The sequence below is a fragment of the Streptomyces sp. NPDC050287 genome (genome assembly GCF_044459385.1).
Lineage (GTDB): Bacteria > Actinomycetota > Actinomycetes > Streptomycetales > Streptomycetaceae > Streptomyces.
Genome location: NZ_JBITIY010000010.1, coordinates 235832 through 251888 on the forward strand (window position 1 = coordinate 235832; position 16057 = coordinate 251888).

Below are 16057 nucleotides of genomic sequence, written 5' to 3' on the forward strand. Positions count from 1 at the left end.
ATCCACCGGAAGGGGCCCTGGGGCGCGAGGCGGTAGTGTGCACGCAGAAAGTGCCCTTCCTGCTGGGATGACAGAGACCTTCGACAAGCCTCATCTTCCCAGCTCAGAGGGCACTTTCGCGTTTTCGGTCAAGATCCGGACACCGCGGCAAGTGAAACGCGCAGGCTAGTGCCCCGATCACCAGGATCAGTCCCCGCAAGGCCACAGCGAAAGAGCGCCCAGTCTGTCCACAGGCAACCAGCCGTCTCATGGGCCGCATATCCGGCCCGGCCGGAGCCGTCAGACGCCGAAAAGGTCCCCCAACCACCGTTGGGGACCCGTTACTGGCCTATCCGCATGGTCAGCGGGCGAGGGTGACCTTGATGGGCACGTTGGGGCAGGTGTCGAGGATCTCGGAGATCGCTGTCTGTTCGGGAGTTCACCGACGTGGAGCACATCGAGATCGGCCTGTAGCCGTGATGCAAAGTGTCCGGTCCCCGGGCAGTGAAGCTGTCGGGGACCGTACGAGGCGAACTGTGCCAGGTCCACACCTCAGTCAGAGACGACGGCTTTCCCGAGCTCCTCAGCGATGGTGGTGTCCCCGCTGTGGCGTGATATGTAAGGCAGGGTGGCCAGTGAGTGAATTATTTTGGTAGCCGTCAACGCCTAGCCGTACGGAGTAGGCAAGGTGACCCACCAGGGCTTTTGTCGAGTTATTGCCGATTGATCCACTTCTTCTTTCATCTCTTTGGAAAGTCTTTAAGTGGGCTGGGGAACGCATCTGCGGTTCCATCGTCAGGCGACGCCAGATTCAAAGTGCACAAAAGGTGCAACAGGGATACCGCAAGCTTTCGGCCAGCGTGGCTATTTTTATGCGCCATGGCGATTTCATGGGTTTAACGTGAGTCTGCCGTATAGCTGTCATGGGTGAGCTGTGCCCTTGCGTGAAGATCAGTCAGTTTTCTGTTGGCTCCGCAACGCGGAGTGTCAGGGAGGGAACTGATCATGCGTCACAGACCTGCGACTCGTGGCAGACCGAAGAAGAGGCAGGCCCGGCGGCTACGGCAGATAGCCATGGGTGTTGTGCTGGCGATGGCGGTGGAGACCGCGGTGGTCGCGGGGGACACTGGGACGGCGTTCGCCGTGGATACGGCCACCACGGCACCTGAGTCCACATCAACCGCTTCATCCACGTCGGGCCCTGCCCAGGCGCAGGATGAGGCGTCGGCGGTGCTGATGGCCCGTCTGCAGAACCGGAAGATCGAAGTGCTGGCGGCGCGGACGGCGGACTCGACGACGTACGCGCTGCCCGGTGGGGAGCTGCAGACCGAGACGTATGCCGGGCCGATCCGCGTCAAGCAGGACGGGGCCTGGAAGGGCATCGACACCTCGTTGTCGGACACCGGCGCCGATCTCACGCCGGCAGCGGCGGCCGCGGACATCGCGGTCTCCGACGGCGGTGACACCCAACTGGCCTCCGTGGCCGAGGGGAAGGAGTCCTTCGGGCTGGGCTGGCAGGACACACTGCCAGCCCCGTCCGTGAAGGGCGGCACGGCCTCCTACAACCTGGGCAGCGGGCAGACCTTGTCGGTCACCGCGCTGGCGCAGGGCTTCTCGGAGAACATCAAGCTGGCCCAGCAGCCTGTCAACGACACGGTGTCCTACCGGATTCCGCTGCACCTGGACGGGTTGAAGCTGTCCCAGGCGGACTCCGGGCACCTGCTACTGAAGAACGGCGCCGGTGACCTGGTGGCCGAGGCGCCCGCCCCGATGATGTGGGACGCGTCCAAAGACCCGGCGTCCGGGGAGTCGGCGCACCAGGAGCGGGTCGCCACGACGATCGAGACCGCGTCGGACGGCTCGCAGAGCCTCGTGCTCACCCCTGACCAGGACTTCCTGGCCACCGCGGCCTATCCGGTGACCGTGGACCCGACCACCACGCTGGCGGTGACCACTGACACCTGGGTGCAGAACCCGGACTACCTGGACTCGCAGATCTCCTCCCAGGAGCTGAAGTCGGGTACGTACGACGGCGGGACGGACACGGCGCGGTCGTATCTGAAGTTCAGCACGTCGGCGTTTACGGGCAAGCACATCCAGTCGGCGACGATGTCGCTGTACTCCTACTACTCCTCCAGCTGCTCGAGCACCGCGGTGACCCAGGCCAAGCGGATCACCTCCGCCCTGGACACCACGACCCTGACCTGGGGCGCGCAGCCGTCGACCACGACGACCAACATGGCCACCAACAGCGGCCACTGGGGCTACGACTCCTCGTGTCCGGGGAACTGGTCGAACTGGACGCTGACCGGGATGGTCCAGGACTGGGCCAACGGTGTGGCGAACAACGGCATCCAGCTGCGCAGCTCGGATGAGACGGCTTCCACGAACTGGCGGCGCTTCCGTTCGGCGAACTACACCACTTCCGGGTACGCGCCGAAGCTGGTGGTGACCTACAACTCCTACCCGGCCGTCCCGACCGCTGCCGCGATCTCGCCTTCGGCGGTGAACGCCTACAACGGCAAGCGGTACGTGACCTCGCTGACGCCGACCCTGTCGGCGAAGGTGACGGACGCGGACGGCGGCACGGTCAAGGCCCAGTTCGAGGTGACCGCGGACCCCGCGTACAACGACACCACCTACACCTACACCGCGACCAGCGCGGGTGTGGCGTCCGGTTCCACGACCACTCTGGCGATCCCCTCAGCCAGCGCCTTCCCGGCGGGCTCGCATCTGCGGTACAGGGTGCGGGGCTACGACTCCACCGACTATGGATCCTGGACCGGGTACAGCACGTTCGTGCTGAACACGGCGCTGCCTGCGGCCCCGACCATCAGCTGCCCCTCGTACCCGCAGAACACCTGGTCGGCGAAGGCGCCCGGCGCGGTGACCTGCACCCTGGACACGGCCTCGACGGACGGGCAGGGCTTCAAGTGGGGCCTGGACGACCCGTCGATGGCCAAGAGCGTGTACGACACGGTGGACGGCAGCGGCGGTGACCCGCTGAACATCTCCATCACCCCCGCCGACGGCTGGCACACGCTGTACGCCAAGACCATCGACTCCGGCGGCAACCTGTCCACCGCGACAACCCAGTACGCCTTCGGTGTCGGCACCGACGGCGCGGCCGTCATCTCGCCCGGTGACGGCGCCCGGCCCGCCCGGCGCGTCGCCCTGTCCGCCACCGGCAAGACCACCTACACCGGTGTGACGTACGAGTACCGGCGCGGTGAGACCGATTCCTGGCACACCGTGCCGCTGGCCGATGTGTCCAAGAACGCCGACGGCACCCCGGTCACCGCGTGGCCCCTGGCCGCACCCAACGGCGCGCCCCCGGCGCTCACGTGGAACATCACCACCAGCCTGCCCGAGGACGGCCCGATCGACATCCATGCCGTCTTCACCGACGGCACCACCACCGGCTACTCCCAACTGGTGACGGTGACGGTGGACCGCCAGGCCGGTGACGCACCCACGCAGGAAGTGGGGCCGGGTGAGGTGAACATGCTCACCGGCGACTTCACCTTCTCCGCCCCCGACGCCTCCGCGTTTGGCCTGTCGGTGGACCGCACTACCTCGTCGCGGCAGAGCGCAACGAGCGAGGACACCAACGGGCAGGTGGCCATCTTCGGCCCCGACTGGATCTCGGGCGTCACCGCGGACACCTCCGACTCCGACTGGAGCGACATCCGCCAGACGTCGGCCACCTCGGTCGAACTGGTCGACTCCCACGGCGTCGGCACCGGGTTCACCGCCACCAGCGGCGGTGGCTGGCAGCCGGAGCCAGGTTCAGAGGCCTTTACACTCACCGGTTCACTGACCGGATCGTTCACGCTGAAGGACACCGCCGACACGACCACCACGTTCGTCAAGGTCGACCCTGCCGCCACCACATGGCAGGTGGCCACCAGTTATCTCTCCGCGGCGAACTCAACCACCACGGTGGTGTCCGAGAAGGTGGTCTCCGGCGGCCAGACCCTGGCCCGCCCGAAGTACGTGATCGCCCCCACCTCGGCGGTGTCCGCGGACACCTGCGCGGTTACCCCGTCCACCAGGGGTTGCCGTCTGCTGGAGTTCGTCTACTCCACTGCCACCACGGCCACCCCCACCGCGTTCGGGAATGTTGCCGGGCAGGTCCAGGAGATCCGTCTGTGGGCCACGGAGCCGGGCGCATCGGCGGCAACGTCGAAGTCGGTGCAGATGTACCTGTACGACGATGCCAAGCATCTGCGCCGGGTGTGGAATCCGCAGATCGTTCCGTCACTGTTCACCGACTACAGCTACGACACCGCCGGCCGGGTCACCCAGCTGACCGACCCCGGACAGCTGCCGTGGACCTTCACGTACGGCCAGGCCGGCAACGCCGCCACAGCCGGTAACGGCATGCTGCTGGCGGCCTCGCGGCCTGGCCTGAGGCAGGGCACCGCGGATGTCCCGGAGGGCACCGCGGCCACCAGCCTGGTCTACGACGTGCCGCTCACCGGCCCCAGCGCGCCATACGCGATGGGCACATCCGACGTCGCCGCCTGGGGGCAGAGCGATGTGCCGACCGACGCCACCGCGGTGTTCCCGCCGGATGCCGTCCCCGTCTCGCACGACGGCCAGGCGCTGACTGCGGCCGCGTACAAGCGCGCCGGGATCAGTTACGCAGACGCCTCGGGCCGGGAGGTGAACACCGCCACCCCCGGCGGGCACATCTCCGTGACCGAGTACGACCCCCGTGGTGACACCGTTCGCGAACTGACCGCGACAAACCGGGAGTTGGCGCTGGCCACTAGCGGTCGGCAACTGGACACCCTCGTCCGCCTCGGAATCGGCGACGCGTCGACCGCTGAGCGCGCCCAGGCGCTGTCCACCCTCCACAACTACTCCAGTGACGGGGTGCGAGAGCCGGATATGTACGAGCCGCTGCACTTTGTCACGCTGACGGGCACCCTCCAGGCCGGTACGGGTGGTACCAGCCTGCCGGCGGGCACGCAGGTGGCCGCACGACGGCACAGCGTCACCACCTACGACGAGGGTCGCCCGACGGACGGCTCGGCCACGATCCAGGACATGCCCACCACGGTCACCGTTGGAGCGCATGTCGACGGCTACCCGGTCGATGCCGACACGGTGGCCAACAAGACCACCTACGACTGGGTCAAGGGTCAGACCACCAGCACGATCCAGGACGCCGGCGGCAAGAACCTCACCAAGACCACGGTCTACGACTCCCAAGGCCGGGTGAGCAAGACCACCCTGCCGAAGTCGACCGGCGCTGACGCGGGCACGACGGTCACGACCTACTGGTCGGCCACGGGCACCGGCGCGTGCAACGGCAGGCCGGAATGGGCGGGACTGGTCTGCTCCACGGGACCAGGCGGTGACATCACCGGCGGCGGTACCAACCCCACCCGACTGCCCACGAGGACAATTGAGTACGACTTCTGGGGCCAGCCGTCGCAGGCGACGGAGACCGCCAACGGCGTGACCCGCACCACCACGCCGACCACCGACGCCGCCGGCAGGATCACGAACATCAGCATGACCGGCGGTGTGGGCACCGCGGTCTCCCAGACGACCACCACCTACAACTCCGATAACGGTCAGACCGCCACAATCACCAGCAATGGTCAGACCACCGCCACCAGCTATGACAAGCTCGGTCGCCAGATCAGCTACAGCGACGGCGCCGGGAACACCACCACAACCGAGTACGACCTCCTGGACCGGACGGTGAAGACCACCGACTCCGTGCCGTCCAACACCACCTACACCTACGACACCACCATGGACCCACGCGGCCTGGCCACCTCGATCACCGACTCGGTCGCCGGAACCTTCAGCGCCTCCTACGACATCGAAGGCGACCTCGCCGCTGAGCACCTGCCCGGCGGCTATACCCTCACCGTCGACGCGGACACCGCCGGCGCCGAGACATCGGCGATCTACACGCGGGACAGCGACAGCACGATCGTTCTCGCCGACACCGTCGACTACTCCATTCACGGCAGGATCGTTCACCACACCGGAACCGCTGGCGACACCGCGGAACAGGACTACACCTACGACAATCCAGGCCGTCTCATCCGCACCGACGACACCGCGGCCGACGGAACCTGCACCAGACGCGAATACACCTTCGACAACAACACCAACCGCACCTCGCTCGCGACCTCGCTCAGCGCGCCCGCGGCAGGGTGCACCGGCACCGGGGCCACGACGGCCACCGCCACATACGACAGCGCCGACCGGCTCATCGCCGGCGGTGTCACCTACGACGCCTTCGGCCGTACCACGACCCAGGCCAACGGCGCCACAATCGACTACTACGCCAGCGACCTGGTGCGCCGGCAGACCATGGGCACCACGCGCCAGACCTGGGACCTGGACGCCGCCCAGCGCCTCGCCACCTCCACGACAGAGACGCAGGCCGGCGGCATCTGGAGCCAGACCGGCCACACCACCAGCCACTACGGCGACGACGGTGACAGCCCGTCGTGGATCACCCAGGACCCGGGGAGCGTCATCGCCCGCAACGTCCAAGGGCTGACGGGCAACATGGAAGCCACAACTTCCGCCACGGGCGACACGGTGCTCCAGCTGACCAACATCCACGGAGACGTCAGCGTCCAACTCCCCGTGGACATCACCCAGAATCCGGTCGTGCTCCGTGCCGACGAGTACGGCAACACAGCACCGGGCAGCAGCCAGACCCGCTATGGCTGGCTCGGCGGGAAGCAGCGCTCCAGCGACACTCTCACCGGAGCCTTCCTCATGGGCGTACGACTGTACGATCCGACCCTGGGCCGCTTTCTCTCGGTCGACCCGGTCCCGGGCGGCAGCGCAAACGCCTACGACTATTCGGCCGCCGATCCGGTGAACAAGGAGGACCTCAACGGAAAGTGGCACCATTGGACCACGCTGTATCGCTACTTCGGCAAGGTCACGTGGCACCTGTGGGGGTTCTGGAAGAGTTGCTGGTGCAAGCAGGCCGGCTGGCACGAGGGCGCCTCCGTCCGGATCTACTTCAACAAGTGGGCCACCAACTGGCTGTCGGACGAGGGGCCCTACGCAGTCGGATTCGGGAGCATCGTCCTCGGCTTCGCGTTGGGCTGGGCTGGGGGCCCGTACGGGATGGCAGTGGCAGCCCTGCTGTCCGGCTACGCAGCGTGGGTCGTCTGGATGGCAAAGAGAGCCGTAAAGAGGCATAAGTGCCTCGGCGTTTATTCGGCGTGGAAATACCATGGGTTCTGGTATCCCAAGGTCTACCACTGGTACCGGAGTTGTTGAGTCTGCCCGCGGCCTAGCAGCCTGACGCACCTGAGGAAATAGATGGCTCCGGCCAGGCGACCGGGTTGGCCGCCTGGCCGGAGCTCATCCGGTGTCGGCCAGGGCTCTCACAGGTGACGGCCCCGCTGAACCATGGACTGAAGGAGGCAACATGTCAAAGCTCATCTTGTTTTCCGCTATGCAAGCCTTTGTGGCTTTCCTTTTCATCGGCTTCTATGTGGAGCTACGTGTCGAATTCGGCGACTATGAACATCAGTTCATCGAGACCGCTGCCTTTCTGCTTGCGGCCGCTTGGACTTCGGCAATGTTTCAGCTTCGAAAGGCCGGACAGCTGAAGTTCGTGAGAGAACCCCGTGTGCCGAAAGAGCCCGCGGGGGAACCACCCTCAAACGATGCCTGAGTCCCACGGCGAACAGAGACACGGGCGGAACGCTGGTCCTGAAAGGCCTGGCGCTGAACGGAAGACAGTCCACGGTGGGGCGACCGATCCGAGTCCTCGGCGGTCGCCCGACCCAATCCTCGGGAAAGAAATGCGTCGATTCGCAGCGCTGCTGATAACACCAGCCCTCGTGCTCGTGGGGTGCAGCAGCAACGATTCATCCCCCCAGTCCCGGCCGGACGGCTGGCACCGGCCGCTCACGGCCCCCTCGGCGCCGGTGCAAACAGAGGCAGCCGGGCCCGCCGTGGTGCACACAGATGGCGCACTGCCCACCCTTTCCGGGCAGTTCGGGAGCCGGGCCACGATCTCAATTCCAAAGGCCGCGCCGAGCGGCAAGTTCGTCGTCGCGCCGCGGACACAGGGACGGGGACGTTCGGCACACCCCGGCGATGTGGTCGTCGTCCGCTACACCGCCAAGGTGTGGCGCACCGGCAAGGCGCTGCCCGGCTCATACGGCAAGGGCGCCCGGCCGCAGGTCTTCGCCGTCGGGCGGGGCGCGACACTGCCCGCCCTGGACCGGGCCGTGCAGGGCCAGCGCGCCAGGAGCAGAATCCTGGTCGTCGCACCCCCGGCGGCCGCGTACGGGACGACCGGCAGCACCCAGCTCGGGGTCACCGGCAAGGACACTCTCGTATTCGCCGTCGACATCCTGAACGTCATCGGCGCCCACGCCCTCGTCCCCGGCGAGCAGAACTCGGTCTCCGACGCGCTGCCCGAGGTCCACATGAACAAGGACGACGCCACCGCAACCCTGACCGTCCCCGACCAGGCGGCCCCCAAGGGGCTCGTCGTCAAGCGCATGGTGGACGGCACCGGTCCGGTGGTGCAGGCCGGGCAGACCCTGGTCCTGCAGCACTCCTCGGCCGCGTGGGAGACCGCCCGCGGCAAGGACGAGGCGCACCTGTTCCTCAGCTCCCAGGCGGACGGCGGCCCGCTGCCGGTTGTGATCGGCCAGAGCAACGTCATCGCGGGCTGGGACCGCGCCCTGGCCGGCCAGCGGGTCGGCAGCCGGATCCTCGCCGTCATCCCCGCGAACCTGGCGTACGGTCCGCATCCCCCGAAGGGCCTGGAGCCCGGCGCCACGGTGATCTCGGTCCTCGACATCCTCGCCGCCACCTGAGGCCACGCCGGGACCGGCCACTCATCCAGTCGACTCCATAGGCGACCAGCCGTCTCATGGGCCGCATATCCGGCCCCGACCGGAGCCGGAGCCGTCAGACGCCGAAAGAGTCCCCGAACCACGGTTCGGGGACCCCTCACGGGCCTATCCGCATGGGTCAGCGGGCGAGGGTGACCTTGATGGGCGCGTTGGGGCAGGTGTCGAGGATCTCGGAGATCGCTGTCTGCTCGGCGGGGTCGATGGCGAGGCTCCACCTGGTCTTGATGGCGACCCAGTCGGTTGCGTAGGTGCAGGGGTAGCCGATGGCCGAGGGCTGCCAGGTGGTGGGGTCCTGGTCTGCCTTGGAGCGGTTGCCGGCGGCGGACACCGCGATCAGTGCGCGGGCGTCGTCGAGGTCGTTGGCGTACGCCTGGCGTTCGGCGCTGGTCCAGGCGGAGGCGCCGGAGTCCCATGCTTCGGCAAGCGGGACCAAGTGGTCGATGCCGAGGGCGCGGGCCTGGGTGAAGTAGGTGTCGTCGTACGGCGAATACCAGGAGCCGCCGGTCAGTGCGCAGTTCGCGCCCTGGTGGGGGCCGGTGACGGCTTCCTCGATCAGCACCTCCGAGCGTGTGTTGCAGCCGTCGCGGTCGGCGTCGATCCAGCGGCGGAATTTGGTGCGCCCGTAGCCGGTGCGGTCCTCGGCCTGGACAGCGAGTGCGGTGAGGGCGTCGCGGACGGGCAGAGCGATCGTGTCGCTCGCCGTGCTGCACCGCGGCGTCACCCGCCGACTCCAGGGGTGGCTGCTGGGCTGAACGGTCAACGCATGACGGCGGTCAGCGCCTGATGCCGGTCAGCGTTTGATGCCCACCGCGCCGTACAGGGACACCGGACCGTCGCCCTCCGGCTCCTCGCCCGGAGCGGGACGCCAGTGGGACAGGGACACGATTCCCGGCTCCCACAGGTCGAGTCCCGTGAAGAAACGGCTCAGTTCGGCGTGCGAGCGGGCCACGAGCGTCACTCCGCTCGCCGTGTACGCCGCGATGCCCTTGCGCACGTTCTCCGGATCGAAGTCCGCCGTCATGGCGGACAGGACCAGACAACTGCCCGGCGCCAGCGCGCCCACCAGGGCGGCCACGAGGTCGTGGGCGCCGTCCTCGTCGGCGACGAAGTGCAGCAGGGCGATCAGCGACAGGGCGACCGGCCGGTCCAGGTCCAGCACCGACGCGGCCTGTTCGAGGATGCGCTGCGGCTCACGGGCGTCGGCCTGCACGTAGTGCGTCGCCCCCTCAGGGGTGCCGCGCAGCAGGGCCGCGGCATGGGCGAGGACGATCGGGTCGTTGTCGACGTACACGACCCTGGCGTCCGGCGCGACGGACTGGGCGACCTGGTGCAGGTTGGGCTCGGTGGGGATGCCGGAACCGATGTCGAGGAACTGGCGGATTCCCGTCTCCCGCACGACCGCATGCGTGACGCGCTCCATGAACCGGCGGTTGGCGCGGGCGTGGCGTGGGGCGTCCGCCTGCATCGCTGAGATCTGACGGCCGAGCTCCTCGTCGACCGGGTAGTTGTCCTTGCCGCCGAGGAACCAGTCGTACACCCGGGCCGGATGCGGTCTGCTCGTGTCGATGCGCTGGACGGCCGACTCGGTCCCGGTCACACGGTGCTCCTCTGCTCGACAAGCCCTGCCCGGTGGCTCGGAAGGGCGTGCGAGCAGTCTGGCATGATCGCGCCGCGCGGCGCAGACAGTCTTCGGCCACCTGTTCGTCCAGTACCGCACGCACCAACACGGCGGTGAGAACGGACGGTTGGTGTTTCCGGCCGGCTGGATCAGCCGGTCCGGGTGCTGTCCTTCGGCAGACGTGGGCGTTCCGCACCGGACAGCGCCTTGTCTTCGGGATACGGCGCCACTTCCGCAACAGGCCTAGAGGGGGGAGGGGGGCGATTCTCTCGTCGTAGCGCCGAACAGCCGCCGCGGCACAGCGTGTCGTCCCGCTCCTGCCGGTCCGCCCCGGCCACGCGGCGCGGGTCGCGCCGCCCGCCCGGTGCGGGGCACGGGCGGTGGCCACCGCGACCGGGCCGCCGGATGCGGGCGGTGAGGAGGACGGCGAGGACGAGCAGCCGGTACGGGGGCCGCGGGGTGTCCTTGAGCGCGATGCCCGCCTCCTGGGCGAACGTCCGCCCGGTCAGCGCCGACGAGTTACCGTACGATGCGCTGTCGCTCGCTCACGGCTTGAGCGGATCGTGGCCGATCGTCATGAGACGCTGCCGCCGGCGTGTGTCCTCGGCCGCGGGTTCGTTCTCCACGTCGGTCGCCTCGGTGACGGTGTCCACGACCTTGTACATCACGCGGACGTCGTCGTCGGTGAGATCCGTGCGCCGCTTCTGCAGGATCGCCAGGACATGCTGCCCTGTCGGCGTGCCCGCGTTCTCGGGCAGCGGCTCCGTGTTCTCGTCGGCGTCACGGACCCGCAGCCAGGCGGCCAGCTCCTGCGAGGTCATGTTCACCACGCGGTGGAAGTCCTCCCACAGCGCGTCCAGTTCGAGGGCGTCAGTCATCAAGTGCCCCTTTTCTCGGTACGTGTCCGGCTCTCCGTGCGTGTTCGGCCGGGCGGCGGTCAGTTGTCCTTGGGCCAGTTCTCCGCGTCGAACATCCAGCGCTGCTTCTCCAGCTCCGCGGTGATGCCGATCAGCAGGTCCTGGGTGACCGGATCGGCCTTCTCGGTTGCCTCGATGCGCTCACGCAGCCGCCCGATGGCCGCCTCCAGGGACTCGACCATCACCTCGACGACGTCGGTGTCCCGCACCCAGCCGTCCTTCGGGCTCGGCAGCGTGAAGGCGGACGCGATGGTCTCCGGCCGGCCGTCGGGCGGCAGGCCGAGCGCCGCCGAGCGCTCCGCCACCGTGTCGGAGAAGTCGCGGGAGGCCGACACCACCTCGTCGAGCTGCAGGTGGATCGAGCGGAAGCGGGGTCCCACCAGGTTCCAGTGGGCCTGCTTCCCGATCAGGGAGAGCCCGAGAAGATCCACCAGGGTGCTCTGCAGAGCGTCCCCGACCACCTGTCGGGCGGATTCGGGAATCGTGCTCTTCACGACGGTCATACGATGCTTCCCCTTCTCACGTCGGCTCTGGCCGTACGGAGCAGCGCGTCCCGTTCCTCCTCGCAGGTCCCGCCCCACACACCCGAGGTCTGCCCGTTGTCCAGCGCGAACTCCAGACACGGGGACATCACCGGGCAGCGGGCGCAGACGCGTTTCGCGGCCGCGATCTCTCGCAGCGCCGGTCCGGTCGTGCCCACGGGAAAGAACAACTCGGGGTCCTCTCCGACGCAGGCAGCACTGCGCAACCACTCCATGGCAGCGCGGGTGCCCAGGGCGAACTGGGGCAAACACCTGGTGGGAACGGCCCGCAGGTGGTGCCTCAGCCCCTGAGCACCTCGTCCAGGAAACGCGTCACGTCCGCGAACACCAGCGCCCTGTCCGTCTCGTGGAACACCTCGTGCCGGGCGCCCGGACGGATCCGCTCGGTCAGCCGGCCCCCGCCCCCGCACAACGCCTCGACACCGACCCGGCTCCCGGCGAGCGGCACCAGCCGGTCCTCCTCGCCGTGCAGCCACAGCAGTGGAAGCCGCCCCACGTCACCGCCCTCGGACACGGTCTCCAGGGTCCGCGCGAACGCCTCCACCGTCGGCCGCTTCATCGGCCCGTGCCAGACCAGCGGATCCGCCGCGTACGCCGCCCCGACCGCCGGGTCACGGGAGAGCGCCGCCGGGCTGACGGGCGTGTCCGGGATCTCGTCGAGGGCCAGCAGCCGCCCCGGCAGCTCCCAGGCGCCGATCACCGGCCCGGACAGCACCAGCGCGGCGAGCGTGTCGCCGTACCGCTGGGCGTAGCGGGCCGCGATCAGGCCGCCCATGGAGTGCCCGACCATGGCCATCGGTACGTCCGGATGCGTGGCCCGCGCCAGTGCGGCCACGGTGTGCACGTCGGTGACAACGTCCTCGAAGTCCTCGATCAGCACCCGCTCACCCGCCGACCTGCCGTGGCCGAGATGGTCGGGCCCGAACACGGCGGCGCCGTGGCCGACCAGGACACCGGCGAGCTCGTCGTACCGGCCGACGTGCTCGCCGTATCCATGGACGAGGAGGGCGACGTACCGGGGCTGTTCGAGCGGCCATTCCCGCACGCTGATCGTGCCGCGGGTGCCGGGCAGGACGTGCTCCCGGGAGTCGGTCATGTCTCCTCCGGCGGGTCGGGTGCGGTGTCCCGGGGATCTTGCCAGGGAGCGGGCGACGGGTCCACAGTCGACACATCGTGCTCGCGGGCGGCGCCGAGTCGATGAGCCGCGCGCCCTTCGTCCCGCTCCGTTCGCGCCGCGCAGCCACCAACTTGTCGCGCGGACACGCAAGAAAGGTCACTTCGACGACGAACTGTGGAGGCGGGGCAGGGGAGTGGGGTACGGGTCGGGAGGCACTGCCTCGCCTCCGGTCCACTCCGACACCGGCCATCTGACGAGACGCTCCTTACGGCCCTCCGTTCCTTGCACATAGCATCAGTGTTCGCATGAACACGATGACCCTCTGGCACATCTCCGGCTGGGAGTTCGCCGCCCTCGCCTTCGCCGCCCTGCTCGTCGGCTTCTCCAAGACCGCCGTCAGCGGGGCCAACACCGTCAGCCTGGCGATCTTCGCCGCGGTGCTGCCCGCCCGCGCCTCCACCGGTGTCCTGCTGCCGGTGCTGATCGCCGGGGACGTGCTCGCCGTCCTCACCTACCGCCGGCACGCGCACTGGCCCACACTGTGGCGGCTGTTCCCGGCGGTCGCCGTGGGCGTGGTCGGGGGCACGCTGTTCCTGGTGTGGGCCGACGACGGGGTCGTCCGCACGTCGATCGGCGCGATCCTGCTGCTGATGGCCGGGGTGACGGTCTGGCGCCGCCGCACGGCCGACGCGGAGGAGGAGCCGGACACGGTCGCCACCCGCGCCGGGCGCGTCAAGGCACGCTCCTACGGCGTCCTCGGCGGCTTCACCACGATGGTCGCCAACGCCGGCGGCCCGGTGATGTCGATGTATCTCCTGTCCGCGGGCTTCCGCAAGCTCGGCTTCCTCGGGACCTCCGCCTTCTTCTTCCTGATCGTCAACGTGTCGAAGGTTCCCTTCAGCGTCGGCCTCGGCCTGATCGACGGCCACTCGCTGCTCCTCGACGCGGTGCTCGTGGTGTTCGTCGTGCCCGGCGCGTTCCTCGGCAAATGGGCCGTGCACAAGATCAACCAGCGCCTGTTCGAGCAACTGGTCATCGCGGCGACGGTGGTGGGCGGCGTACAGCTACTGGTCCGCTGAGCCACGCAGCAGCGCCGGCAGGTCCGCGAACGAGTCGAGCACGTGGTCCGGCGTCCCGCTTGCCGCCTCATGGGTCTCCGGAAGGTACTTGCCGGTCTTCACCAGCACCCCGGTGACCCCGGCGCGCTGCGCCGCCAGGACGTCGGACTCGATGTCGTCCCCGATCATCAGCGCGTCCTGGGCACCGACGCCGAGGTGCGCCAGCGCCGCCGCGAAGAAGGCCGGCGACGGTTTGCCGGTGACCTCGGCCTCGACCCGCGCCGCCTGCTCCAGACCCGCCAGGAACGCACCGGCGTCCAGCCGCAGGCCGTCCTCGGTGCGCCAGTACAGATTGCGGTGCATGGCCACCAGCCGTGCTCCCCGCTGGAGATGCCGGAAGGCACCGTCGAGCGCCGCGTACCCGAACTCGGGCCCGGCCCCGCCCACCACCACGACGTCCACCGCGGCGTCGGTGTCCGCCGGATCGACGACGGTGACGTCCCCGAGGTCCTCCCGGATGTCGCCGCTGTTCAGCAGCGCGCACCGCGCGCCGGGCCAGTGCTCGGCGAGATACGCGGCGGTGACGGCGGGCGCGGTGAGGATGTCCTCCGCCGCCACGGGAAACCCCGCGTCGTCCAGATTCGCGGCGATCGACGCCCGCGTCCGGGACGTCGTGTTGGTGACGAGAGCGACCATCAGACCCGCGTCGCGGATCTCCCGCAGCGCCTCGACCGCCCCGGGCAACGGCCGCCAGGACACGGTGAGCACCCCGTCGATGTCGATCAGTACCGCGCGTACGGATGCCATGTCCGGACGATAACGGAACGTGGTCCCGAAAGCGGCCTGACCCGGCCTCCTGCCGGACCACGCGGCGATTCCGTGTGCGGACGCTGATGGATGTGGCCTGGACAGCGGCCTGTACTCGGGCTCCTGCTGGACCGCAGGGGCATTCCGTGTGCGGACGCCAAGGGGCGTGGGCTGGGTAGCGGCCTGTACTCGGGCTCCTGCTGGACCGCAGGGGGATTCCGTGTGCGGACGCCAAGGGGCGTGGGCTGGACAGCGGCCTGTACTCGGCGTCCCGCCGGACCACGCGGGCATTTCGTGTGCGGACGCTGAGGGACCTGGCCTGGACAGCGGCCGACGCCCGGCCTCCCGCCCGGCTCGCCGTCCGGGACTCGTAGGCTTTCGCCATGTCCCCGCACGTCCTCATCCTCGGCGGCACCGCCGAGGCCCGTCAGCTGGCCGCCGCACTCGTGGCGCGCCGCGGTGTCCGCGTCACCACCTCGCTCGCCGGGCGCGTGGCACGGCCGGGGGCGATCACGGGGGAGGTCCGGATCGGTGGGTTCGGCGGGGCGGACGGGCTGGCCGACTGGCTGCGCGAGCAGCACGTGGACGCGCTCGTCGACGCCACCCACCCCTTCGCCGAGACGATCACGGCGAACGCGGCACGCGCCGCGGCGGCGACCGGCGTCCCGGCGGTGGTGCTGCGCCGCCCCGGCTGGCGACCCGGCCCCGAGGACCGCTGGCACTCCGTCGCCTCCCTGGCCGCGGCCGCCGACCTGCTGCCGCGACTCGGCCGCCGGGTCTTCCTGACCACCGGCAGGCTGGGCCTGGCCGCCTTCGCCCACCTCACGGATCTCCACTTCGTCGTACGGTCCGTTGAACTGCCCCGGCCGCCGGTGCCCCCGCACACCGAAGTGCTCCTGGCTCGCGGCCCGTTCACGGTCGCCGCCGAGTCGACCCTGCTCCACGACCACTGCATCGACGTCCTGGTCACCAAGGACAGCGGGGGCCGGGCCACGTCCGCGAAACTCACCGCGGCCCGTGACCTGCGCCTGCCCGTCGTGATCGTCCGCCGCCCAGCCCTGCCGGAGGGCGTCACGACGGCACCCGACGTCGGGGGAGTGCTGACGTGGCTGCGCCTCGGCCCGCGATGACCGGTACGGTTCCCGG

The 16057-nt window shown here is 69.1% G+C and carries 12 protein-coding genes and 1 pseudogene; 5 read left to right on the top strand and 8 right to left on the bottom strand.

Annotation, left to right across the window (positions count from 1 at the left end):
- Positions 1-1053: 1053 nt before the first annotated feature.
- The 3 genes from ACIBK3_RS32205 (at position 1054) to ACIBK3_RS32215 (ending at position 8813) form a co-directional block, all read left to right on the top strand.
- Entirely contained in the window at positions 1054-7254 is a 6201-nt protein-coding gene (locus ACIBK3_RS32205; protein ID WP_399370937.1) for a DNRLRE domain-containing protein, read from the top strand.
- A gap of 151 nt (positions 7255-7405) precedes the next feature.
- Positions 7406-7654: a hypothetical protein gene (locus tag ACIBK3_RS32210; protein WP_399370938.1), complete on the top strand. Its 249-nt coding sequence runs from the start codon at positions 7406-7408 to the stop codon at positions 7652-7654.
- Positions 7655-7937: 283 nt separating this feature from the next.
- Positions 7938-8813 (top strand): FKBP-type peptidyl-prolyl cis-trans isomerase, encoded by an 876-nt coding sequence (locus tag ACIBK3_RS32215; protein ID WP_399370939.1) that lies wholly within the window; start codon positions 7938-7940, stop codon positions 8811-8813.
- A gap of 157 nt (positions 8814-8970) precedes the next feature.
- On the opposite strand, the gene ACIBK3_RS32220 is transcribed toward ACIBK3_RS32215, so the two are convergent.
- The 7 genes and pseudogenes from ACIBK3_RS32220 to ACIBK3_RS32250 all read right to left on the bottom strand — a co-directional run bounded on the left by ACIBK3_RS32220 (position 8971) and on the right by ACIBK3_RS32250 (position 13025).
- Positions 8971-9573 (bottom strand): HNH endonuclease family protein, encoded by a 603-nt coding sequence (locus ACIBK3_RS32220; protein ID WP_399370940.1) that lies wholly within the window; start codon positions 9571-9573, stop codon positions 8971-8973.
- A gap of 69 nt (positions 9574-9642) precedes the next feature.
- Positions 9643-10449, bottom strand: a complete 807-nt coding sequence (locus tag ACIBK3_RS32225) for an SAM-dependent methyltransferase (RefSeq protein ID WP_399370941.1) — start codon at positions 10447-10449, stop codon at positions 9643-9645.
- A 73-nt stretch (positions 10450-10522) separates the two neighbouring features.
- A pseudogene (locus tag ACIBK3_RS32230) lies at positions 10523-11019 on the bottom strand (endonuclease); the annotation flags it as partial.
- Complete coding sequence (locus ACIBK3_RS32235; protein WP_399370942.1) at positions 11016-11348, bottom strand: DUF3140 domain-containing protein; 333 nt, start codon at positions 11346-11348, stop codon at positions 11016-11018. The gene ACIBK3_RS32235 and the pseudogene ACIBK3_RS32230, both read right to left, overlap by 4 nt.
- A gap of 59 nt (positions 11349-11407) precedes the next feature.
- Entirely contained in the window at positions 11408-11890 is a 483-nt protein-coding gene (locus ACIBK3_RS32240) for a Dps family protein (RefSeq protein WP_399370943.1), read from the bottom strand.
- Entirely contained in the window at positions 11887-12144 is a 258-nt protein-coding gene (locus ACIBK3_RS32245) for a WhiB family transcriptional regulator (protein WP_399371052.1), read from the bottom strand. Before ACIBK3_RS32245 ends, ACIBK3_RS32240 begins: the two co-directional genes overlap by 4 nt.
- 65 nt (positions 12145-12209) lie before the next feature.
- Positions 12210-13025, bottom strand: a complete 816-nt coding sequence (locus ACIBK3_RS32250; RefSeq protein ID WP_399370944.1) for a lysophospholipase — start codon at positions 13023-13025, stop codon at positions 12210-12212.
- Between the two features lie 326 nt (positions 13026-13351).
- Here ACIBK3_RS32250 and ACIBK3_RS32255 point away from each other — a divergent pair, with 326 nt between their 5' ends.
- A complete protein-coding gene (locus ACIBK3_RS32255; RefSeq protein ID WP_399370945.1) occupies positions 13352-14125 on the top strand; it encodes a sulfite exporter TauE/SafE family protein in 774 nt (257 codons plus the stop codon).
- Here ACIBK3_RS32255 and ACIBK3_RS32260 read toward each other — a convergent pair.
- Positions 14111-14911 carry an HAD-IIA family hydrolase gene (locus ACIBK3_RS32260; RefSeq protein ID WP_399370947.1) on the bottom strand — a complete coding sequence of 267 codons (801 nt, stop codon included), beginning with the start codon at positions 14909-14911 and terminating at the stop codon, positions 14111-14113. The genes ACIBK3_RS32255 and ACIBK3_RS32260 overlap by 15 nt on opposite strands.
- A gap of 383 nt (positions 14912-15294) precedes the next feature.
- On the opposite strand from ACIBK3_RS32260, the gene ACIBK3_RS32265 reads away from it, so the two are divergent.
- Positions 15295-16041, top strand: a complete 747-nt coding sequence (locus ACIBK3_RS32265) for a cobalt-precorrin-6A reductase (RefSeq protein WP_399370948.1) — start codon at positions 15295-15297, stop codon at positions 16039-16041.
- Positions 16042-16057 lie beyond the last annotated feature (16 nt).